General features: G+C 60.9%; 19 protein-coding genes and 5 pseudogenes. 7 read left to right on the plus strand and 17 right to left on the minus strand.

Annotation, left to right across the window (positions count from 1 at the left end):
- Positions 1 to 162 precede the first annotated feature (162 nt).
- Positions 163 to 381 (minus strand): annotated as a pseudogene (locus tag NCS58_RS22530) (tyrosine-type recombinase/integrase); the annotation flags it as partial.
- Between the two features lie 8 nt (positions 382 to 389).
- Between NCS58_RS22530 and NCS58_RS22535 the strand changes: the two are divergent.
- Both NCS58_RS22535 and NCS58_RS22540 read left to right on the plus strand, forming a co-directional pair.
- Positions 390 to 926 (plus strand): hypothetical protein, encoded by a 537-nt coding sequence (locus NCS58_RS22535; protein WP_311394675.1) that lies wholly within the window; start codon positions 390 to 392, stop codon positions 924 to 926.
- A gap of 83 nt (positions 927 to 1009) precedes the next feature.
- The gene (locus NCS58_RS22540) at positions 1010 to 1147 is read left to right on the plus strand and encodes a hypothetical protein (protein WP_250477668.1); all 138 of its coding nucleotides are present in this window, start codon (positions 1010 to 1012) and stop codon (positions 1145 to 1147) included.
- Positions 1148 to 1472: 325 nt separating this feature from the next.
- Here NCS58_RS22540 and NCS58_RS22545 read toward each other — a convergent pair.
- The 3 genes and pseudogenes from NCS58_RS22545 to NCS58_RS22555 form a co-directional block, all read right to left on the minus strand.
- Positions 1473 to 2788, minus strand: a pseudogene (locus tag NCS58_RS22545) (MFS transporter).
- 262 nt (positions 2789 to 3050) lie between these two features.
- Complete coding sequence (locus NCS58_RS22550; protein WP_061121639.1) at positions 3051 to 3794, minus strand: GntR family transcriptional regulator; 744 nt, start codon at positions 3792 to 3794, stop codon at positions 3051 to 3053.
- A 123-nt stretch (positions 3795 to 3917) separates the two neighbouring features.
- Positions 3918 to 4890: pseudogene (locus NCS58_RS22555) on the minus strand (LysR family transcriptional regulator).
- A 106-nt stretch (positions 4891 to 4996) separates the two neighbouring features.
- On the opposite strand from NCS58_RS22555, the gene NCS58_RS22560 reads away from it, so the two are divergent.
- The 3 genes and pseudogenes from NCS58_RS22560 to NCS58_RS22570 all read left to right on the plus strand — a co-directional run bounded on the left by NCS58_RS22560 (position 4997) and on the right by NCS58_RS22570 (position 6835).
- The gene (locus NCS58_RS22560; protein ID WP_061121640.1) at positions 4997 to 5731 is read left to right on the plus strand and encodes an SDR family NAD(P)-dependent oxidoreductase; all 735 of its coding nucleotides are present in this window, start codon (positions 4997 to 4999) and stop codon (positions 5729 to 5731) included.
- A gap of 71 nt (positions 5732 to 5802) precedes the next feature.
- Positions 5803 to 6400: pseudogene (locus NCS58_RS22565) on the plus strand (NADPH-dependent F420 reductase).
- Between the two features lie 18 nt (positions 6401 to 6418).
- Positions 6419 to 6835: pseudogene (locus tag NCS58_RS22570) on the plus strand (nuclear transport factor 2 family protein).
- A 27-nt stretch (positions 6836 to 6862) separates the two neighbouring features.
- Here NCS58_RS22570 and NCS58_RS22575 read toward each other — a convergent pair.
- From NCS58_RS22575 to NCS58_RS22595, 5 genes are all read right to left on the minus strand, one after another.
- The gene (locus NCS58_RS22575; protein WP_061121641.1) at positions 6863 to 8596 is read right to left on the minus strand and encodes an alpha/beta hydrolase; all 1734 of its coding nucleotides are present in this window, start codon (positions 8594 to 8596) and stop codon (positions 6863 to 6865) included.
- Between the two features lie 95 nt (positions 8597 to 8691).
- The gene (locus NCS58_RS22580; RefSeq protein WP_061121642.1) at positions 8692 to 9093 is read right to left on the minus strand and encodes a phasin family protein; all 402 of its coding nucleotides are present in this window, start codon (positions 9091 to 9093) and stop codon (positions 8692 to 8694) included.
- A 333-nt stretch (positions 9094 to 9426) separates the two neighbouring features.
- Positions 9427 to 10113, minus strand: a complete 687-nt coding sequence (locus NCS58_RS22585; protein WP_250477661.1) for a DUF3667 domain-containing protein — start codon at positions 10111 to 10113, stop codon at positions 9427 to 9429.
- Between the two features lie 201 nt (positions 10114 to 10314).
- A complete protein-coding gene (locus NCS58_RS22590; protein WP_061121658.1) occupies positions 10315 to 11712 on the minus strand; it encodes a mercuric reductase in 1398 nt (465 codons plus the stop codon).
- Positions 11713 to 11780: 68 nt separating this feature from the next.
- A complete protein-coding gene (locus NCS58_RS22595) occupies positions 11781 to 12320 on the minus strand; it encodes a carboxymuconolactone decarboxylase family protein (RefSeq protein ID WP_061121643.1) in 540 nt (179 codons plus the stop codon).
- A gap of 119 nt (positions 12321 to 12439) precedes the next feature.
- Here NCS58_RS22595 and NCS58_RS22600 point away from each other — a divergent pair, with 119 nt between their 5' ends.
- Complete coding sequence (locus NCS58_RS22600) at positions 12440 to 13411, plus strand: AraC family transcriptional regulator (RefSeq protein WP_061121659.1); 972 nt, start codon at positions 12440 to 12442, stop codon at positions 13409 to 13411.
- 28 nt (positions 13412 to 13439) lie between these two features.
- Here NCS58_RS22600 and NCS58_RS22605 read toward each other — a convergent pair whose 3' ends face one another.
- Positions 13440 to 14555 carry an NADH:flavin oxidoreductase gene (locus NCS58_RS22605; RefSeq protein ID WP_250538885.1) on the minus strand — a complete coding sequence of 372 codons (1116 nt, stop codon included), beginning with the start codon at positions 14553 to 14555 and terminating at the stop codon, positions 13440 to 13442.
- Between the two features lie 105 nt (positions 14556 to 14660).
- Between NCS58_RS22605 and NCS58_RS22610 the strand changes: the two genes are divergently transcribed.
- Positions 14661 to 15431, plus strand: coding sequence for a LysR family transcriptional regulator (locus tag NCS58_RS22610; RefSeq protein ID WP_086961624.1), 771 nt, complete (start codon positions 14661 to 14663; stop codon positions 15429 to 15431).
- Between the two features lie 76 nt (positions 15432 to 15507).
- Here the strand turns inward: NCS58_RS22610 and tnpB are convergent, their stop codons facing one another.
- The 7 genes from tnpB to NCS58_RS22645 form a co-directional block, all read right to left on the minus strand.
- Positions 15508 to 15861: an IS66 family insertion sequence element accessory protein TnpB gene (gene tnpB, locus NCS58_RS22615; RefSeq protein ID WP_061121645.1), complete on the minus strand. Its 354-nt coding sequence runs from the start codon at positions 15859 to 15861 to the stop codon at positions 15508 to 15510.
- The gene (gene tnpA, locus NCS58_RS22620) at positions 15861 to 16301 is read right to left on the minus strand and encodes an IS66-like element accessory protein TnpA (protein ID WP_086961626.1); all 441 of its coding nucleotides are present in this window, start codon (positions 16299 to 16301) and stop codon (positions 15861 to 15863) included. The genes tnpB and tnpA overlap by 1 nt, the downstream gene beginning before the upstream one ends.
- A 287-nt stretch (positions 16302 to 16588) precedes the next feature.
- Positions 16589 to 17077: a MaoC family dehydratase gene (locus NCS58_RS22625; protein ID WP_086961628.1), complete on the minus strand. Its 489-nt coding sequence runs from the start codon at positions 17075 to 17077 to the stop codon at positions 16589 to 16591.
- Between the two features lie 145 nt (positions 17078 to 17222).
- Positions 17223 to 17525: a hypothetical protein gene (locus NCS58_RS22630; protein ID WP_250477662.1), complete on the minus strand. Its 303-nt coding sequence runs from the start codon at positions 17523 to 17525 to the stop codon at positions 17223 to 17225.
- Positions 17526 to 17832: 307 nt separating this feature from the next.
- Positions 17833 to 18669, minus strand: a complete 837-nt coding sequence (locus tag NCS58_RS22635) for a transporter (RefSeq protein ID WP_250477663.1) — start codon at positions 18667 to 18669, stop codon at positions 17833 to 17835.
- A 274-nt stretch (positions 18670 to 18943) separates the two neighbouring features.
- On the minus strand, positions 18944 to 19228 hold the full coding sequence (locus NCS58_RS22640; RefSeq protein WP_086961630.1) for a hypothetical protein: 285 nt from the start codon (positions 19226 to 19228) through the stop codon (positions 18944 to 18946).
- 593 nt (positions 19229 to 19821) lie between these two features.
- Positions 19822 to 20580, minus strand: a complete 759-nt coding sequence (locus NCS58_RS22645) for an IclR family transcriptional regulator (RefSeq protein WP_250477664.1) — start codon at positions 20578 to 20580, stop codon at positions 19822 to 19824.
- Positions 20581 to 20705: the final 125 nt, after the last annotated feature.

The raw sequence follows: 20705 nt of genomic DNA on the forward strand, positions 1-20705 counted from the left end.
CTGGATGCAACTAATCGTCTATGTTTGCATACCCCTGGCATCGCAACGAGCTCTGCAGAGATCTGGGGTTTGGGCACAGGGACTTTCATGAGAGAGTGGCGGTTGGCGAATCGGAATCGGCAGGGTGCGCCGTCGGGATGTGTTGGGTGACCTCGCTTAGTTTCACCAGTCTACGCGATGCTTCTCTTCGGTCTCCTGATGGCGCCGATCGTCGTCGACGTGCAAGTAAATGCTAGTCGTTGTCAGCGAGGCATGTCCGAGGTTGTCGCGCACCGTGCGCAGATCTACCTTGCGGTCGGCCATGTGCGAGCCGGCGCTGTGCCTGAGCCAATGCGCGGACGCCTTCTCAAGCAGATCGGCTCGCGCGCTCGCCGTATCGTCGCCGCGAGTTGGAGTGGCAGCAGGCCGAAGAGGCTGCCACGCGCAAAGCGCTCGAGGCGCAGATCAAGCGTCTCGGCGAGGAGGCCGTCGCACGCGAGCGGGAATTGGAAAAAGTACGTGATATTTTCTCGCGGGATCTGGAGAAGCCGCGCGAGACGGCCAGCCGTGCTGAGGAGCGCTTACGCGCATCGGAAAAGCGGGCGCTCCTGGAGATCGATCGGGAACGCAGCGCCACGGCCAAGGCTCAGAAGGAACTGGCCGAGGTGGCCAAGCGGGCGGAAAAGCGAGAGGCCGAGCATCGTCGCACCGTCGAAGCGCTGCAGACGCAGCAGGGCGACACGCGCCATCAGAACGGGGTGCTTCAGGGCAAGCTCGCCGCGCTCGAAGCGGCGCATCAGTCACTTCAGGAGCAGTTGAAGTCGCTGCGCACCGCGGCGCGGCCGCCTACGCGCCGCGTACCCGCCGCCGAAGTCAGTCCGCCTGCCAGGCGAGCCGCTCGAAAGGCAGTGGCTGGCAAAACGGCGAGAGTGAAAGGTCGCCCTTAGATAATGACCGGATGGCGCGGACGGGTGGTGGTCTACGATCGAAAAGCGCGCTAGCCGCGTCGTCGGCTGACAGGAGCGAACAGATGAGAAGATCAGCAGAGAACAAGTTGCGGGTGGTGGCGGTGCGCATCGACCCCGTCATCGAACAGCGGTTGCGGGTGCTGGCAGAGGCCACGGGGCGAAAGCAGTCGTTCTTTTGTGTGTCACGAACGCAGGCGTGAGCCTGCGGTGCTGTACCGAAGATGGGAGTAGGCCTGACGATGCACCCAGCGAAGTCAAAGATCGTGTATTGCAAGGATAGCAATCGAACTGGCACCTATGCGCCCGCGATCCGCTGCGTCTGCCGCAGCGTAGACGCCATGAGATATGCCACGCGCAACCCCGATAAAGACGCGCTTTCTCTACGGAACATGGGCGTGGCAGAGATCTTCGGACCGGGGACAACCGTACACGAGATCGTCGCGCGGCTCGTGCGGCTGGTCGAAACGAGCCGCTTCGGTGTGTCGGCCTGGTCAAGATGCGTCACTGATCTAGACCGAAAGAGCTCTACGGTTGACTCAGGTCCGCGTGCGCGGTGATCACTGCTGCCTGCCGCCGTGCGCCGACCGACCGTGCGATGGCTGTTCCGATCGCGAGCACTAAAAGACATGCGGTAGGAACAAGCATCGGCGCAGTGTGGCTCTCGCTGATCTTGCCGACATAGGGCATGAGGTTTTGACCGAAGGAACCTCCGAGATTTCCGATGCAGTTGATGGCCGCAACACTCGCTGCGGCTCGAGCACCCGAGAAGAAGCGCGGCGGAAGCGCCAGAAGCACGGATACAGCAAAGGAATACACGCCCCGCCGAGGCACAGTGCAATGAAGCGAAGGGAAACGGTTGGCAATATCAGGCTCGAGGCGAAGCAAACGACTCCAACGCCCGCAACGACGGTCATCGCTCGGAGGACAACGCGCTCTCGTTTGAGCTTGCCCGGCAGCCACAGCAGGAGCAAGGCTGCCAGTGCCCACGGAATCATGTTGAGCAGTCCGTTGACCGTCGACGAGACGCCATAGCTTTTCACCAGTGTAGGCATCCAGTAGGTCACTCCATAGAGTGACGTCGACATCAGCATGTAGGTTGCAGCGAACATGAGAACCTTGGGGTCGATGAATGCAGCCCAGGGATGCGACGCCTTCGCCTCGGTAGGCGCCTCCCTTTGAAAAGCCGCCAGTACAATTTCCTTCTCCGCCTGCGAGAGGAATGGCGCGACTTGAACCGAGTTCGGAAGATACTTCAGCGCGACAAAGGCGATGAGGATGGCCGGAATGCCGGTTGCGATGAACACCCACTGCCAGCCCTGCAAATCCCACGTGCCGCCGAGCGAAAGCAGCAGGCCACCGACAAGCGACCCCAGCATGTTTGCCAGTGCGCTACCCAGGGTGAAGAACCCAAGCACGCGCGTTCGATAGCTCTGCGGGAACCATTGCGTGAGGTAGTAGATCACGCCAGGATAGAAGCCTGCCTCAGCTACTCCGAGCGCGAACCTGTAAAAGTAAAACAGGGGCAGCGACTTCGTAAAGGCGAGCAAGACAGTGATGATGCCCCACGTAATCATGATTCGCGCCAGCCATGTACGCGCTCCAAAGCGGTGGAGCGCCAAAGTGCTCGGCACTTCGAACAGCAGATAACCGATGAAAAACAGTGATGCGCCAAAACCGTAGGCCGCCTCGGTCATCCCCAATGCTTGCACCATTTCAAGCTTTGCGAATCCGACATTTTGCCGGTCGATGAACGCGATGAGGAACATCACGATGAGCAGCGGCATGAGTCGCCACGCCATTTTTCTCATCACATGCTGTTCAGAAATCGGAATCGAATCCATGTACCCCCCAGAAATGTCGCCTGCGACACCGGTCCCTCGTGGAGACGGGCAGTGGCATCCGACACAAGATATAAACATATATATCTTTATATCTCTGGATGACACGGGCGAACTATGAGGTGTTACCCGAACGATGCAGGGAGCAGCCGGAGCGCGAACATAAGTCGGTCGGGGCGCAAAAAGGCACGCGCGGGTTGCGCGTAAAGCCGGGAGAAAGTTGTCTGTCAAGGAGTCCGCGCACGGGCGGGCTAGAGAGGGAGGGTTACCGGATTTCTACTTGATATTGGAACCCTGTCGCGGCGCCTCGCGTTGTGCGCCATTCAATCGGTGTTCCGGCGAAGTCCAGCGCCACTCGATTGACCATAATAACGGGGCTGCCGACGTCAACGTGAAGTGTCGCCGCATCCTCTTGATTGGCCTGTTCGACGGTCAGGGTTTCAGTAGCCGATGCCACTATCTGCCGGCAAGCCCGCTCGTAGAGGGGGTACATGAGGTTCCCGAAATCGTCGAGCGGAAGTGTCGCCAACGCATCGAAGCGGGGTCGGGAGAGCCAGATTTCCTCGCGGAGAACCGGTTTCGAATCGATGAGACGCACTCGGGACAGGTGAATGCTCTTTTCGGTCGGCTCCATTTGGAGCGCATCGCGAATCGCCTTGTTCGGCTTCACGATCTCACGCTTCAAAACTCTGCCGATCGGCTGGACTGCTTGGCCTTCCGCCGATTTGAACCGAAAGAAGCGAAAGAGGGATGAATCGAACCGCGGTCGACGCACAAATGTTCCTTTCCCTTGCGTGCGCGTGACGACGCCTTCTGCTACGAGCAATTCGATGGCTTTCCGTAGCGTACCGATCGAGACGACATAGGCCTCGCAAAGGTCGGCCTCGGTCGGTAGCGCCTGCTCGGGCGTCCATTCCCCATTGGCGATTCGACGCACGAGGTCGTCGCGGATCAGCTGATAGCGCGGAAGCCGTAGGTCGGCATTAGCGTGGAAGGAGGCCGTGTTCATGATTCATATAGTTAACCACAACTCTAGCTCTCCGTGTGGATCACAGCAATCTCTGCGGGTTAATCCCCCGACGGATCAGGACAAGTCCGTGCCATCCAACGCACGATTCGCTGGTTTCGGGGTTTAAGACCGTCGCTTGCGCGTCGCAGGCCTTCGGGCTTTTTTGGTTTTGGGGGAGACGGAGCGCTGGCTGGCATCTTTCGGCAAGCGCCGAGGATCGCCAAGGAGCTCGACCAGCCGTGTCTCGCATTCGGAAAACGAGTACCCGCGCCGCTGCGAGACCACGAAGGTGAGGGGGCGCATGTGCCATGCGCGCCGTTGAAGTTCGACAAGGCTTCCATTCACGAGGTCTTCCGCGACGATGTGATGCGGCATGTGCCCCCAGCACAAGCTTCCCTTTAGCAGATCGTGTTTCGCGCCGAGGTCATTCACTCGCCATTGGCGTTCGCTGGCCCTGTTGTGTCTTTTCTGCATCGGGCTGATTGTCGGTTACGACGAGCTGGATGTGCCGGCCAAATTCCTCCCGCGGGATGGGCCCCGCGGTTGCGGCTAGCGGATGCGATGGCGCGCAGACGGTCACCATTCGCGCCTCACATAAATGCTGCCTTTCTATGGTGCCTGGGCTCAACTCCGGCACGTCGGTGATCGTCACTGCCAACGCGCACGTGCCTTCGAGAACCAGACGCTCGCCGCCTTGCATCGTCGTCATGCGCAGATTGATTGCAACCGTTGGAAAGTCGGCCTGCAGGGTACGCAGGCATTCGATCAAATGCGCACGCGCAAAATAGGTATCCACGGCTATCGAGACCTATGGGGCCCCGGCCTCGGCGATCGACGCCGCGCGCATCTTCATTTCCTCGGTGCGTGAGATCACCCCGCGAGCATCGGGCAAGAGGCTGCGGCCCGCGGCCGAGAGCGTCGCTTTCCGAGTATTGCGCTCGAACGGCACCACATCAAAGGCGCTCTCGAGCGCGTTGATCGCGTGACTGATCGCCGACTGTGCACGCCTCAGTTCCCGTGCAGCCCCGGAAAAGCTTCCCTGGTCGCACACGGCGACGAAGGCCCGAAGCTGATTGATGGTGACGTTGTCGAGCACAGATATCTAAAAAGTAGATGGCATTTATAGATATTCAGTCAATTGGCTTCATGAAACAAGAGTCTCAGAATGGTGTTTGTCACTTTTGTTTCGAAGGAAGCACGACATGAACAGACTGAATGGAAAGACCGCTGTGATCACCGGCGGCGCCACCGGCATCGGCCGCGCCACGGCAAAGCGCTTCATCGAGGAAGGCGCCTTCGTCTTCATCTTCGGCCGCCGGCAGGACGCGCTCGACGCCGCTTTGGCTGACCTTGGGCCCAATGCCCGCGCGGTGAAGGGCTCGGTCTCGGATCCGGCCGACCTCGATCGACTCTATGCGGCGGTGAAGGCCGAGCGCGGAACCCTCGACATCGTCTTCGCCAATGCCGGGGCGGGAAGCCAGCTTCGGCTAGGCGAGATCACCGCCGGGCACATTGACGAAACGTTCGACACCAATGTGAAGGGTTCGATCTTCACGGTCCAACAGGCGCTGCCGCTAATGGGCGAGGGCGGTTCGATCATCCTGACCGGATCGAGCGCCGGCACCACGGGCGCCCCGGGAATGAGCGCCTATAGCGCGAGCAAGGCCGCAGTGCGCAACCTCGCTCGGACCTGGGCGGAGGACCTGAAGGGCACCGGCATCCGCGTAAATGTGCTGTCGCCCGGGGCGACGGCCACCGAACTCGCGAAGGAGGCGCTGGGCGAGGAAGGCCAGAAGGCTTTCGCCGCGATGACGCCGCTCCAGCGGATGGCCGATCCGGCAGAGATCGGAGCGGTGGCCGCCTTTCTCGCGTCGCCGGACAGCAGCTTCATGACCGCCAGCGAGGTCGCCGTCGACGGCGGCCTTGCGCAACTCTGACGCGCTGCGCCCTGCCGGTCACTCCATTCGATACTCGCGGCTCGCAGGGCGTTGCAAACCAAGGAGATTAAATGAGCTACGCAATTATTGGTTTCGGCAAGATTGGCCAGGCGCTTGCCAAGGCGTTTGCCCGAAGCGGCATCGAAGTATGCGTCGCGACCACTCGCGACCCGGAAAGCTTTGCCTCCGCTGCCGCCGCCATCGGACCCACGATCGTTCCAACGAAACTGGCTGAAGCGGTCGAGGCGGACATTGTCTTCTTGGCTGACGTTTCGAGTCGCACCAGGATGTCACGAAGGCGTTGCCGAGCTGGCACGGGAAGACCATCGTCGATGTGACCAATGCATACGGCGTGTCCCCCGAGGAACTGGGAGGACAAGCTTCGTCCAGGTTCGTCGCGCAGGCTTTCGCTGGCGGAAGGCTGGTCAGGGCTTCAATCATCTGGCCGCCGCGGTCCTCGCGTAAGACCCGTCCGTACATGGTGGGAAGCGAGTCGTGTTCCTGGCGAGCGACAATGACGGCGCCGCAGCGGAGATTGGAGCGCTTGCGGAAGATCTCGGTTTCTCGCCGATCGAACTTGGCGGACTTTCGGAAGGTGGACTGCTCGTGCAGGGGCGCGGAAACAGCTGGGGTCAACTGATCTTCAAGGACCTGGTCAAGTTCGACTGATGAAATGGAGAGAACTCGATGAGCACTGGAGAGAATGTCCGGATCGTGAAGGATTTTTTTGCAGCAATCGGTCGCGGCGACGAGCAAGGTCTGCTGGCGTTGGCTGCCGAAGATATCGAGTGGATCATTCCGGGCGAGGACTGGCCGCTGGCTGGCACGCACCGCGGGCACGCGGGATTGGCGAAAGTGCTTCAGAAGGCTTCGAACGAGGTGGAAATGACATACCTGGCGCCCCCCGAATTCGTCGCGTAGGGAGACCGGGTTCTGGTCATCGGCGTCGCTACGGGCAAAATCAAAGCGACGAATAAGACGTTCAAGGACGATTGGGTCTTCGCCATTACCGTTAGAAATGGCAAGCTCGCGAACATCCGGGAATATATCGATACGCAAGCCCTGGCGCGGGCCAGCGAGACGGACGCGACCCCTGGATCCTGACCCGGCTTTCGGCATGGTCATGAATGCTCAGGCGACCGTTGCCTCCGGTGGATGCTTCGCAACATAACGTCCCGGCGCGGGCTCGATCGGCGCGAACTTCGCGCTGCCCAGTTTCTTCGGCGCGGCGACCTGCTCGCCCGCGTACGTTTGCAGCCACTTGCTCCAGTGCGTCCACCAGCTTCCCGGCTGCGAAGTGGCCGATTCGAGCCACGCTTCTGGTTCGTCGCCGAGCTTGCCGTCGATCCAGTAGGAGCGCTTGTTCCTCGATGCAGGATTGATCACGCCCGCGATATGTCCGCTCGCGCCGAGCACGAACTGCGTCTCGCCGCCCAGGAGACGCGTCGACTGGTACGCGCCCTTCCACGGAACGATGTGATCCTCCTGCGTCCCGAAGATATAGCTCGGCATGTCGATGCGCGCGAGATCCACCGGCGTGCCGCACATGGTGAGCCGCCCCGGCTGGCAAAGATTGTTCTCGAGATACATGTTGCGCAGATACCAGGCGTACATCGGCCCGGGCAGGTTGGTGCCGTCGGCATTCCAGTAGAGCAGGTCGAACGCCTGCGGCGCGCCGCCCTTGAGGTAGTTGTCGACGACATACGGCCAGATCAGGTCGTTCGCACGCAGCGTCTGGAACACGAAGCCCAGTTCGCCGCCCGAATAAATGCCGCCGCGCCCGATGGTCTGCTCGCGCTGCGTGACGCCCGCCTCGTCGATGAATACGCCCAGGTCGCCGGGATCGCTGAAATCGAGCATCGTCGTGAGCAGCGTGAGGCTCGCGACCGGATCTTCGCCGCGCGCGCGCAGTACCGCCAGCGCCGACGACAGAATCGTTCCGCCGACGCACCAGCCGACCGCATTGACCTTGTCGGCGCGGCTGATCGCCTGGCCCACTTCGATCGCTTTGATCGCACCGCTCTCGATGTAGTCGTCCCAGGTGATGTGGCCCAGGTCCCTGTCGGGGTTTCGCCACGACACGAGGAACACAGTCTGCCCCTGTTCGCACGCGAAGCGCACGAACGAATTCGCCGGCTGCAGGTCGAGGATATAGAACTTGTTGATGCATGGCGGCACGATGACGAGCGGCCGCTCGGCAACCTTCTCCGTGAGCGGCGCGTACTGGATCAGTTGAAACAGTTCGTTCTCGAATACCACCGATCCCTTCGAGACCGCCACATTGCGCCCGACTTCAAAGGCGCTTTCATCCGTGATGGATATGCGTCCGCGCCTGAGGTCTTCGAGCAGGTTCGCGAACCCCGTGCGCATGCTCTTGCCCTGCGTCTCGATCGCGGTTTGCATCGCCTCCGGATTGGTGACAGCGAAATTGACCGGACTCATCGAGTCGATGAACTGGCGCGCGTAGAAACGCAGCTTGTGCTTCTCCTTCGCGTTGATATCCGCGGCTTCGACCATATCGTTGAGCAGCTTCGAATTGAGCAGATAAGTCTGCTTGAGGAGGCTGTACCACGGATTGTCGTGCCAGGAATCCGACTTGAAGCGGCGGTCGCCGCGCTCTGGCTGAATGGCGGGCTCTGGCTTCTGGCCGGTCGCGCTCGCCATCATGCCCGCATAGAGCGCCATCTGCTGCTGCCAGTAATGCGCCTGAGCCTGCGCGAGCGCCAGCGCGGGCAATGTCCTACCGGACTCCGAACGCGCGTCGGTCGTGTTGCCGGCCACGCCCATATAGGCTTCCAGCAGCGTCTGCCCGGATTTGAAAAACCCCCGGACGAACTCTTCCGGCATGTTGAACGGCGAGGCCATGTTGTCTCCCTGGGGTCATCGTCAAAAGCACGCCGCGCGCCTTGTCATCAGACAGGGCGCGCCGAAGTGCAGCATTCCGACTGGACGAAACCGCGCTATTTTCGCTGCAGCATCTTCTTTATTTCGTCTACGTGTTCGTTGGCGCGCTGCGTGATGTTCGCCATCGTGTCGGCCTGCGACTTGCGTGCGATTTCCGCGAGATCCTTGATGTCTTCGAGCGCTTTCACGCAGGCATTGCGTACGAATTCGTTTTGCTTGCCCGGATCGCTGATGCCGGTTTTCGCCGCTTCCTGAATGTCCTGCATCGCGCGCGTGAGCATGTCGGTCTGCTTCCGGGCGAGTTGGTGCATGGACTCGTACGCGGTCTTGTTCGCTTCGACGATAGCCTCGATGTCCTTCTTGCGCGATTCGACCAGTGCCGACATGTCGACGCCGGGCACCTTGAACTGTTCGAGCATCCTGGTCAGATCTTCGAAGGGATTCTTTGGGTCAGCCATGACTGTCTCCTGGGTTGTTTGTGTGATGCGGAGGGCTCGGATCGCGATGCTGGATTCGCGGAACGCTCGTGCGGTTCGCCGGCTTGGTGGCGCCGTCGAGACCCAGGCCTCGCGGACATCACTTTACGCCGTCCGGGCGCAGCGTGCTCCGTGCTTTGCACAAGATGTTCCGTGATTACGCCGTGTATAGCGTGATTAGAAAGATTGCGAATCGGTAGCCTAGAACGATGAGGCCAGCCGTCAGCGCCAAAGTTGCCGCTTTAACGAGCCTTGTCACACCGTGAGAGCCGAAGACTGGCAACAACGCCAGGAACACATAACCGCCACAGAGGCTCAGATTGATGATCGAAAGAAGGTTGTCGACGACGGGTGAACCGAGTCCGAGGCCGCCGAGACGGACCTCGATGGCCGCGACGCCGAGCGCGAGCGAGAACAGCAACAGCAAGAACGCATAGAGATGGAGCGAGAAAAAGACAATGTGACGAATGGCTTGCGCGCGCGGAGGAAGGTCGTCCACAACAACAGCGTGAACGGAATCACCATGAGAATAATGAGTGACTTGGCATTGAGCACGGCCGCACGATCGAAAATGGACGTGTACTGAGGCAGGTCCGTCCGTAGTTTCGCGACGCGTTCGGCCACCAGCGACCGCGCGAGCGGACTCCGGTCCTGAAGATAAAGATGGGACTGCAGCGTCGAGCCGAAGACCTGGGTGTCGGTCAGCGACTGCATCGCGAAGAAAAACGCGTTGGCGCTGAGAAACAGTTGGAACGGCGGCACATAAGGCATCCGCTTTCCGTTCAAATGCGCGACCGTCAGCTCGCCGGGATGACGCAGCAAAATCCAGATCGTGCGGAGCAGGCGCCCGTCGATGGTCGTTACCGCGTGCAGGACCTTCGCTCCGATCCCGCGCAGGGTAAGGTCGGAAGGCCGGAGCGGGCTCTCGCCGCACATCGGGCAGAACGGTGTGGTGACGCGATTTGCGCACGTCGGACATATCCAGGGTTCGGTCGCAGACATGACGTCCTCCGTTGGACCGCTCGTACACATGGACTAACAGAGTCGATTGTGAGCCCTGCGACCGTATCATCTGCGCGATGCAGCGACGAATCTCACCCGTCAAGTGGGTGCCACGGGCTCTGCGCCATAGAAGCAGTCTAGACGACGAACGGCTCCGCACGGGCGCGGTAGCTCGGACTCCCGAGCTACCGCGTGCCACTACTACACGGCGCGCTCAGGCAACCTGGACAGCAATGGCCCGAGACCTTCTGCAATCGTCAAATGGGAAATCACGGCATCTCGGAGCTTCGGATACGGAAGTTCTGCGATCATCGCCGTCTGCACCGCGGCCAGCACTTCTCCCGCTTCCGAGCCGATCATCGTGAAGCCGAGAATGCGGTCGTCTTCCGCGCCGACGAGCACCTTCATGAAGCCCTGCGTTTCGTCGGTCGCTTCGGTTCGCAGCACACTGCTCATCGGTAGCGTCGCGACGCGCGCGGCGATGCCCTCGCGCCGCGCATCGGTTTCGCTCAGGCCGACGCGCGCGAGCGGCGGATCGGTGAACAGCGTGTATGGAATCAGCCGATCGCCGGTGCTGCGGTGTCCGCCCGCCATGTTGTCGCGCACGATCCGGAAGTCATCGACGGAAACATGCGTGAATTGCGGGCTTCCCGCGACCTCGCCGATCGCCCACACATCGCGCGCCGACGTTTGCAACCGATCGTTCACGCGGATATAGCCGCGCTCGTCCAACTCGATGCCTGCACGCTCCAGGCCGATATCGGCGGTGTTCGGAATGCGCCCGGCTGCGACCAGAATGTCGCTGCCCTCGATGGTCTGCTCGCCCGAAGGCGTGCGCACGACGACGCGCACCTGCGTGCCCGAGTGCCCCTCGACGCGGATCGTCTGCGCGTCCAGCACGACGTCGATCTCTTCCGCGCGAAGTATGCGCAGCATTTCGTCGCCGATGTCCGCGTCTTCGCGGGACATCAGTCGTGCACCGCGCTCGATGATCGTCACGCGGCTGCCGAAGCGCCGATACGCCTGCGCCATCTCGACGCCGATATAGCCGCCGCCCATCACGATCAGATGCGATGGCGCGCGATCGAGATCCAGCGCGCCGATGTGCGTCAACGGATCGGCCGACGCCAGGCCTGGCACATCCGGAATCGCGGCATGCGTGCCGACGTTGACCACCACCTGATCGCCGCCGAGCGTGCGGGTGCCGCCGTCATTGAGCTGCACCTCGATGGTCTTCGGTCCGACGAACCGTCCGACGCCCATGATCAGCTCGGCGCGGCTCGATGCATACGCCTGTACGTGAAACGCGGCTTCCCGTTCGACCATGCCGCGCTTGCGATCGCGAACCTTCGCCATATCCACGGCGACGGGTCCCGTCGCTACGCCGAAATTGGCGGCATGCCGCGTCAGATGCGCCACGCGCGCACTCCAGATTTCATTCTTGCTCGGCAGACACGCGACGGCGGGACACGAGCCGCCTACCCACTGCCGCTCGACCACGGCGACGCGCTGCCCCGAGCGCGCCAGATGCCACGCCAGAAGCTTGCCGCCCTGACCACTACCTAGAATCAACGTATCGAACTGTTCGATCTGAGACATGACCTTCTCCCAATCAGCTAACGGATGAATCGATGTGGAGCGGACGAATCCGCTCGCGAGTGTCTGCATTACTCGACGGGCGGAAAATCGACGTCGGTGTCGTTGATGCGGTTGAACGTGTTGGTGAAGATCGTCATGGCAATCGCCAGCGATATCTCCGCCAGTTGCGAATCGCGATAACCTGCCGCGCGGATGGCGGCGAGTTCGTCAGCGCCGATCGTGCCGCGCGTCGTCTGCAAAAGCCGCACGAAGCGGATCAGCGCATCGCGCTTGAGATCACCGGTCAGCTGGCCGGCGCGAATCTGCCTGAGCGCTTCCGGCGTCAGACCGGTCATCTTGCCGAGCATCACGTGCGCGGCTACGCAGTAGTCGCAACCCGTCTGCTCGCTGATGAGCAGCTTGATGGTTTCCAGATCCTGCTTGCTCAGGCTGCTGGCGGCCAGCGCGCCTTCGGCGTCGAGCGCGGCGTTCAGCGTCGCGGGCGCGAGATGGCCGAGCGCCGCGAACAGATTCGGCACGCTGCCGCCCGCAATCTTGCGAACGCGTGCGTAGACGTCGGCGGTGTCGCCCGTAGCGTTGGCGACGGCGGGAATGGAGATGCGACTCATGGTGGACCTCATTCGGCGGTGGTTGGGAGCCTCCACTTTAGGGTCGCCGGATGAGCTTGTTGAGTCGCTAAATTCTCAATATCATGCTCAAAAGTCTCATCGTTTCATTCGAGGTAAGCATGTCGATGTCGATCGATTGGCTGAGCCGCCTGCTCGGCATGATGACCGTGCGCGGCCAGCTCGAACTTCGTTGTTCGTACGGCGCGCCGTGGGAAGTCATTTACGCCGATTCAGACGCGGGCGAGATGCCGTACCACATGGTTCTCGGCGGATCGGCCGTGCTGGAGACGCCCGGCGGCGGCAGGCCGCAACATCTGCGCGCCGGGGACATCGTGATGCTCACGCACGGTTCGGCGCATACGCTTCGCGATGGCAGCGGGGCGCGGCCGAAACCTGCCCGGCAACGCGCGGCGCTGAACCTGATCATCAGCGAAAACAAGGGCGCCGGCGAGCGTCTGGACATGCTGTGCGGACGGATCGTCCTGGCGCCGCCGCATGACCGCTTCGTTCGTGCATATCTGCCGGCGCGGCTCGTCGTCCGTACGTCGACAGCGAAGGGCAGCGGACAGGGCGCGGCGCTGGAACAATTGAATGGTCTCGTCGCGTTGATGCGCACGGAATCGATCGCCGACAATCTCGGCGGCTACGCGATGATGAACGCGCTGTCGGCGGCGCTTTTCGCGCTGGCGTTGCGTGCGAGCGCAGAGTCCGACGAAGCGCCCGCCGGTCTGCTGACGGTCGCGGGACATTCGCGTCTGTCGCCGGCGCTCGCCGCGATCTTCAACGAGCCGGCGCGCGACTGGACCCTGCCGGAACTGGCGAGTCTATGCAGCATGTCGCGCGCAACATTGATCCGTCATTTTCAGAACAAGGTGGGACGTTCACCCATCGATCTGCTGACCAGCATCCGAATGGCGCTGGCGGCAAATGAGTTGAAGAGGCCAGGCGTATCGACCGAAGTGGTGGCCGAGACCGTCGGCTATCAATCCGTGGCGGCCTTCAGGCGCGCGTTCAGTCAGCACTTCGACATGACGCCGGCGCACTGGCGGCGCTCGAATGTGGACACGCAGCAGGCGCGTGTCGAAGACTGAGGATACGCGCCCGCGCTTACAACCGCGTTCAGGCGGAGAACTGCATCGCCAACTCGTCGTCCTTGATGCTGGCGATGGGTTGCAGTATCGAGCTATTGAACTGCCTCGGTTCGCGCCCGCTCGCGAGCATCATCGGCAGATCGGGATTGGCGAGCGCGCCGCGTCCGACCGTCACGATGTCCGCGCCGGACCCGAGCGCACCGGCGATACGCTCGGCCGTATGCAAGCCGCCGTTCGCGATGATCGTCGCGTTCGGCGCGCAGCGACGCGCTAGCGCGATGAGGCTGTCGCGTGTGCCTTCGAATGCGGGCTGCCACGCTTCGTGCTCGGTCACGTGGATGAAGTTCACGCCTGCGTCGGCGAGCGTGCCGAAGATCACTTCGGCGTCCGCCTCGCGGCCGGGCCACTTCGACGCGAAGTCGTTGACCTTGCCCTGTGAGATGCGGATGCCGACCGGCACTGCATCGCCGACGCCGAGCCGCACCAACTTCATGACATCGACGAGCAGTTGTACTCGCGCTCTCGTGCTGCCACCCCAACGGTCGTTTCTGAGATTCGTTTGTGCGCCCAGAAACTGGTCGAGCAGATAGCCGTTCGCGCCGTGAATTTCCACACCGCTGAATCGCCCGATATTCACCGCGCGCTGTGCCGCCTGCACGAAGCCGCTGATCGCTTCATCGATCTCGGCATCCGTCATCTGTCTGGGCTCGGGATACGGTCCATCGCCGTAATAGAACGCCATCTGTTCGCCTTTGGGCCGAACGGCCGATGGCGCCACCGTGTGCTTGCGATAAACATTGCCCTGACTCAGCGCGCCTGCGTGAATCAGTTGCGCGAACACGCTTGCGCCATGTGCGTGCATGTCGCGATTGAAGGCTGCCCATGCGCGCGCCTGTTCGTCATCGGCCAGGCTAGGCTGAAAACGGTATCCTTGCGAAAACGCCTTGTCGGTATAGATACCTTCTGTCGTTACAAGACCGAAGCCGCCTTTCGCGAACCGACCGTAGTAGTCGAACATCGTCTGTGTCGGATGGCCGTATTCGGTAGCCGTGATGCGCGTCATCGGGGCGACTGCGATGCGGTTGCGCACCGCAATGCCGTTGCCGTCGTACGGGGAAAGGATCTGCGAGGTGAAGTCGTTCATTTCGCGTCTCGTCAAGGAAGGAAAGTGACTTCATCCTAGGCGTTGGGAGGGCAGGAAAACAGACATCGAATGGTGAAGCCGCCGTAACTTTATCGGATATAAACCATGTTCCTTCCAGACGTTCAAACCTTCCTCGCCGTCGCGTCGGCGGGCAGTCTTTCCGCTGCGGCGCGCCAGCTCGACGTCGTTCCCATGCAGGTGTCGCGACGCATCGCCGCGCTGGAAGAAGATCTCGGCGTGCGTCTTTTTCATCGCACGACCCGGTCGCTCACGCTGACTGCCGAAGGCGAAGCGTTCGTCCCGTTCGCTACGGCGATGGTGGATGCGGAATCCGGCGCGCGCGCCGAGCTTAGCCCGTTGCCGGGAAAGGCGTCGGGCGTGCTTCGTCTGACGGCTCCAAGCGGGTTCGGACAATCGGTCGTGCTGCCCATGCTTGCGAGTTTGCTCGAAGCCAATCCGGAGCTTCGCATCGACCTCGATCTTTCGGATCGTCAGGTCGATATCGTCGGGCAGGGCCTCGACGTGGCCTTGCGGATTGCGCCCTTGGAGGACTCCGAGCTGGTGGCGAAGAAGATCGCTCCCAATCCTCGCCTCGTTTGCGCCGCGCCGGCCTATCTGAAGAAACACGGGCGACCCTCGACGGTTGCCGATCTGGACAATCACGCCTGCATCCGACTGAGTGCGGTGCGACGGTGGCCGCTTGTCGTCGACGGAGCATTGATCCGCAAGCGCGTGGATGCTTGTTTCACCACGACCAGTGTCGAAGCGGCGCGAACCGCTGCCGTGCAAGGTCTGGGACTCGCGCAGTTGACGTATTGGGACGTCTTCCGACAGGCAATTGGGAGAATTCGCGTTCATCCATGGTACCCACAGTAGCGAAATGCAACGCTCGATGGGTTTACGGAAATTTGTAACAGCTATCGGGAACGTCGCCTGGAGAAGGCGCGCCGCATCAACTCGTATGATGGTACTGCCGGGCCGGATGACGTCGTACCGCGTCGATGTCGATGCCGTCTAAAAGCCAGTGCAGTTGTTCGGTCGTCAACTCGATCACGGGCTGCTTCCGGGATGGCCACGCGAAATGGTCTGCCTCGAGGCGTTTCAACATCAGCCAGAAGCCCGAGCGTTCGTATAACAACAGCTTGACGCGGTTGCGTTTCCGATTATGGAAAGCGAACACGGCGCGAGCGAAGGGGTCGAGCTGCATCGACTGCTCGACCAGCGCCGTGAGGCTATTGATTCCCGCCCTAAAGTCAATCGGTTCGCGATGCAAATAAACGCGAAGGTCGGAATCAAGGCGGAACATCAATGCTCTCCCAGCGCGGCGATCAACGCCGCGACGAGTGTCGCATCATGCCGTGAGCACTCAAGTTCGACGGTTACCCCGTTCGGGAGATGCGCTGACAGGCGCGCCGTTGGTCGCGACGCAGTCGCTGATTGCTTGTGACTAGACGCCGGCGGCGCAGAGCCCTGTTCAATAGCTAGGACCGGGATGAAGGCCGCCGCTGACGGCTCGACCGTATTTCGTGCTGCACGAGCAGAGTTTGCTCTCTCATGTAGCCTTATCCACTTGTGAAGCTGGTTTGCGTTCACCTGAGCCCTAAGTGCGAGCCCAGCGATTGACGCTCCTGGTCGCAAGCACGCCTCAATCAGTCGGCGCTTCCCGTCAGGGTCGTATCGTCGTTTGCCGTTGGAGCACTCTCGAATGACTCGAAGTGGCAGAAAGTCAAACTCATCGTCGCTCATGGCTTGCGTCCGCAATGTGGGTTGCGGACGCAATCGTCGCTCTTAGAAGCCGACAAAGATAGGTGTGCTCGTTTTAGCGCTTACTCTCAAACAACCAGCAGCATGGCACCTTCCGGCACCGCCTACTACAGGATGACCGAGTGCCGGCTGAACGTTCGCGCCTCTCCAATCGGAAGCACGGTCCGCTCATACTTCGTTGATGACATCGGCAGCAGCGTCGTCTTGGCGGTGTCCTGATATTTCATTTTGTCTCGCGAATTGACACCCAGGGGGAGGGTGATATCCACTTAGGCTGCTATGGCATTGGCTAGAGTTCGGTCTTCTGAGCTATCGCTTCCGCCCTCAGGTCTCGCGGTTTGCCTCGAGGTAGGCATGACCACCGCGTCCCCTTCAATCACCACCTTGTTGAGCACGCGACAGATGGTGGTCAGTGACACGCGCCTCTTCTCAGGCAACAATGCAACCACCGTCACGGTGGCGTGGACGGTATCGCCGGGCTTCACCGGCGCCTTAAAGCGAAGGGTCTGGCTCAGGGTTCCCGGCCCGGGCAACCTGCCGGCGATGGCCGCTGAGATGACGCTCGCGGTCAACATGCCGTGCGCGATTCTGCCCTTGAACCGGGTGGTCTGCGCAAACTCTTCCTTGATGTGCATCGCGTTGTTATCGCCAGAGACCGCGGCGAACAGCACGACGTCCGCCTCGGTGATGGTCTTCGCAAACGTAGCGCTCATCCCCGGTTTCAAATCTTCGTAGTCGTAGCCGTTAAGCTCGTTCATAACTCCTCCGTGGTAGCGGTAGTCAGGCGCGAACCGACGCCTTTCATGACATGACTCGTGGGGCGCTTCCAACCGATCAAGCGCCGACGACTCTCCTACTGCGAGCCGGTACTGGAGGCTGATGACTGTCGAGCAGCGTCACGCCTCAGGCGATCTTTTTAAGGTCGAGGAGGTCCGCCGCTTGCAACGCGCCTTTTCGCTGACCCCCAGCCCCTTTCTGGATGAAACCAAAAGGTTTACCCAGCGGCAGCAGCACCCTGCCAAAGTAGGTGTTCAAGAACACGGCGCCAGCGCAATACAAGCCCAGCAATGAAATGAGCAGCTCCGAATAGGCGGCCAGCAAGGAAAAGAACTCGCGGTGGATACCCAATATCGAAAGCCCCAGCGACGGCAACAGAATATTGATCAGGCGAGCACCGCGTGAGCTTCTAATCTGACAAGGTTTCATCTCGACAAGCCAAAGCCATGAGTGCGTCGCGCACGCCGGGTCGACGATCTACGCAATAGACGTGTCGTTCGCCCAATCGGCGGAGATGGACGTGAAGCCTATCTAAATGAACTCCACACGAGTTTTTTGCTGCCGCACAAGGCGGTTGACTGTTGTCGCTGCCCCGGGACGGATCATCATGCGTCCCCTGATTTCCAGCGCCTGATCGACATCGGAGGCAAGCTCGAGGTGGATCTGCCGCCGGCAAGCCGGGAAGCCGCCGGCCGTGGCGCGAAATAGTGGCGAGCACACGTGTTTCCACGTTCAGTCAGCGATTGAACCAGCGGTATTGGAGCGCGACCGCGATGGTCTGGAAATTTCCGCCGATGCGTGTCGTTAACCCACGCGACCATGCGAGTTTGGTTGACCATTGTGCAGCAAGAGGAACCGACAACGTGATCCCATAGCGAGTACTGCTTTGCAGATCCGCGTTCTGGGCGCCGTTGATGCTTGTCCGGCCGCCCGTGAGATACGTAATGTCTGCGGCAATCCACAGTCCGGGCCGCCACGTGTAGCCTCCATGCCATTGGAACACGGCCAGCGGAGCCTGACTTCGTCGCTTGCCACCAAAAAAGTCTGTATTGTCGGTGAACACCCACACCCCAGCGGCGCCTTCTACAAACCAGTTGCCGACTGGCTGAGACAATCCGAGCTCAGGTTTAAACGCCCATCGGTTCGAACCCACATTAATGATACGGGCTGGCTGATATTGACCGGTCGGCGCCACCATGCTCAGGCTGGCGCCCAGTATGGTGCTCGGGCTACGCTGGGCAAATTCCTCTGGCGTGAGCGCGGGACCACCCAGCAGATTCGCGGCAAGCCGGAACCGTACATCGCCTAGCCCCGAACGCCAGGCCTGGCCTGGCACGCCTGCTACATTCCCCGTCAGGTTCGCATTGGCATAAGGAAGCAACACAGCAGCGCTGGCGACATGTCCCGCGACGCCAAAGCTGTGAGAATAGCCCAGTGAGTACGTATTGATTCGGGCTTGAAGATCGGTGATGGGCAGCGACGGGTCCAGCGAAACGTCGCCGGTTGATCGAGCATAGCCCGCCACCACGAAGTTCGTTCCAACCGGGACGGCCGAATAGCTGCGCGGCTCCATTTCCTGCGCGGACGCTAGTATGGACCACACAAGCAGTATTCCCGCCCACCGAACTGGAAGCGCCAAATATTTCTTTTTGTCGAACCGCAATCCGCAGGGCGTCCGACACGGACTGCGCAATGCGAGTCGATCGACGCTCCCGGCATTGTCATAAGTTGCTCGCGCCCGCTTGCAAACTGAGCGACGTACGGAGCGACCAGGCTCGATGCGCGAGCCGGATGCGCGCGTTTGACGTCCGAGAAAATCTCGGTGGTCGAGGAGTAGCAATATCTGTTTAATTACATCCCTGATTGTTCGCGGTCTTAACGCATGTCTTGCCGCTTGGGCTCTTGTATACGCCCTTGCCATTTTTGGTCTTCGCTTCTCCGCCCTTGCTCGTCTGGGTTGTGGTTACACCGTCCGAATCCTTCTCAGACTTCCAGGCGGTGCCGGTGTTGCGGTCATAGCCGCCGGCTTTCTGCCCGTTATCGCAGACTGTGCGCCCGGTGGCACTTGTTCTGCACTCGGCGAATGCATTAGAAGAGAGGACTACACATGCCAATATCACCATGATTTTCATCGTCGTCTCCGGACATTTTCGGCACAAGACCGTCGCTTTGGCGTGTGCGTGATTGAATGGTAGTGCATCGCTAACGTTATCCGGGCAATTGAATGGAGGGACGACGGTAGAGCCACGACTGCGAACATCATCGGCTCGCACTGTTCCGCAGTGGCAATCCTCGCATGGCAAGCTCCGCCGACACGGGTCAGTCGCGGTGTTGAAAGTCGGTGCGAACGGTTCGTTCGATACGACAACGGCGACCGCACCAGTCAATGCGATCGTGCTGACAATGCTGGTCTGTGGGAGATTTGTCGCTCTCGGGAACGAAGGTCTCGTGACTCAAAATTTGAGTGCGGCGATGGCCGCATTCGTTTCGCGAGGTCTCGGGGCCGGTTGCTGAAATCGCAGTTGGCGCGCCGTGCAACCGCAGCTCGAACTTCAGCACCGACCCTCAACGGCCATATGTCGGCCGCTCGCGACTGACCGCTCCTGCGATGCCTTCAGACACCGGGAGATGATCGCAGACAGTTTTTGCGTCGGAGCGTCCTGTGCCGTCGGTGCACCGAGGAATGTGTAGGCACGCCCATGACGATGACTGGCTGATCGCTTCCTCACCGACGGCCAAACATGGGCGAACTGCGGCTCGCGAGCGCAAGTGCCTCCGCGCATTGCAGAACCTTAGGCCCGAAGGCGTCCATACGCTCGCGGGTCATCCGTATGGACGGCCCGGCAATACTGACAGTGCCAATCGGCTCGCTTTTTTCGTCGATGCGGATTGCAGCCGCAACCGCGCTGGTCCCTGCCTCATAGGCATCGAAGACGACGGCAAAGCCGCGTGCTTTTGTCTGCGCTATTTGTTCCATCAACGCTCGCAAAGTCTGCGGCGCGCCTGGGCCCATCTCGCGAGCGCGGTCCATTCCTTGACGCGACACGAGTGCCAGCGCCCGGTCTTCATCGACGGCCGCGAGAAACGCAAGCCCGTTCGCCGTCGCAGGAAGGTAAATCTCCAGACCGGCATCTGGATCATAGCGCAACCCGGTTCGCGCACCTTGCGCTTTCGCCACCCAAATCAGATCGTCGCCTTCCACGACCGCGAGGCGAACCAGTTCTCCGCTCACTTGTGCCAGATCGTCGAGCAAGGGCTGCGCGGCGTCGGTGATGCCGGTCGCAGCGAGATAGCTCAAACCGAGCGACGCCAGCTTCACAGTCAGCATGTATTGCGAGCTGTTCGGGTCCTGCTTGACGTATCCGCTCTCTTTCAAATCCGCCAGCACTCGATGCGCGGCCGTCCTTGGAATGCCCAGACGGTCGCCCACTTCTGACATTGGCAGGCCGTGCACGTTGTGCGCCAGAAGCTCGACGATGGCCAAGGCTCGGTCTCGGACTGCGGTCATATGCACCTTAAGCGTGATGACGATGGATCGAAATTTTAACCCATGTGGCTTTGCGATTCATCTGGAACGACAATCCGGGTTTACGCTCGATGTGGATTGAT

It is taken from the genome of Caballeronia sp. INML3B, from assembly GCF_023631305.1.
Lineage (GTDB): Bacteria > Pseudomonadota > Gammaproteobacteria > Burkholderiales > Burkholderiaceae > Caballeronia > Caballeronia turbans.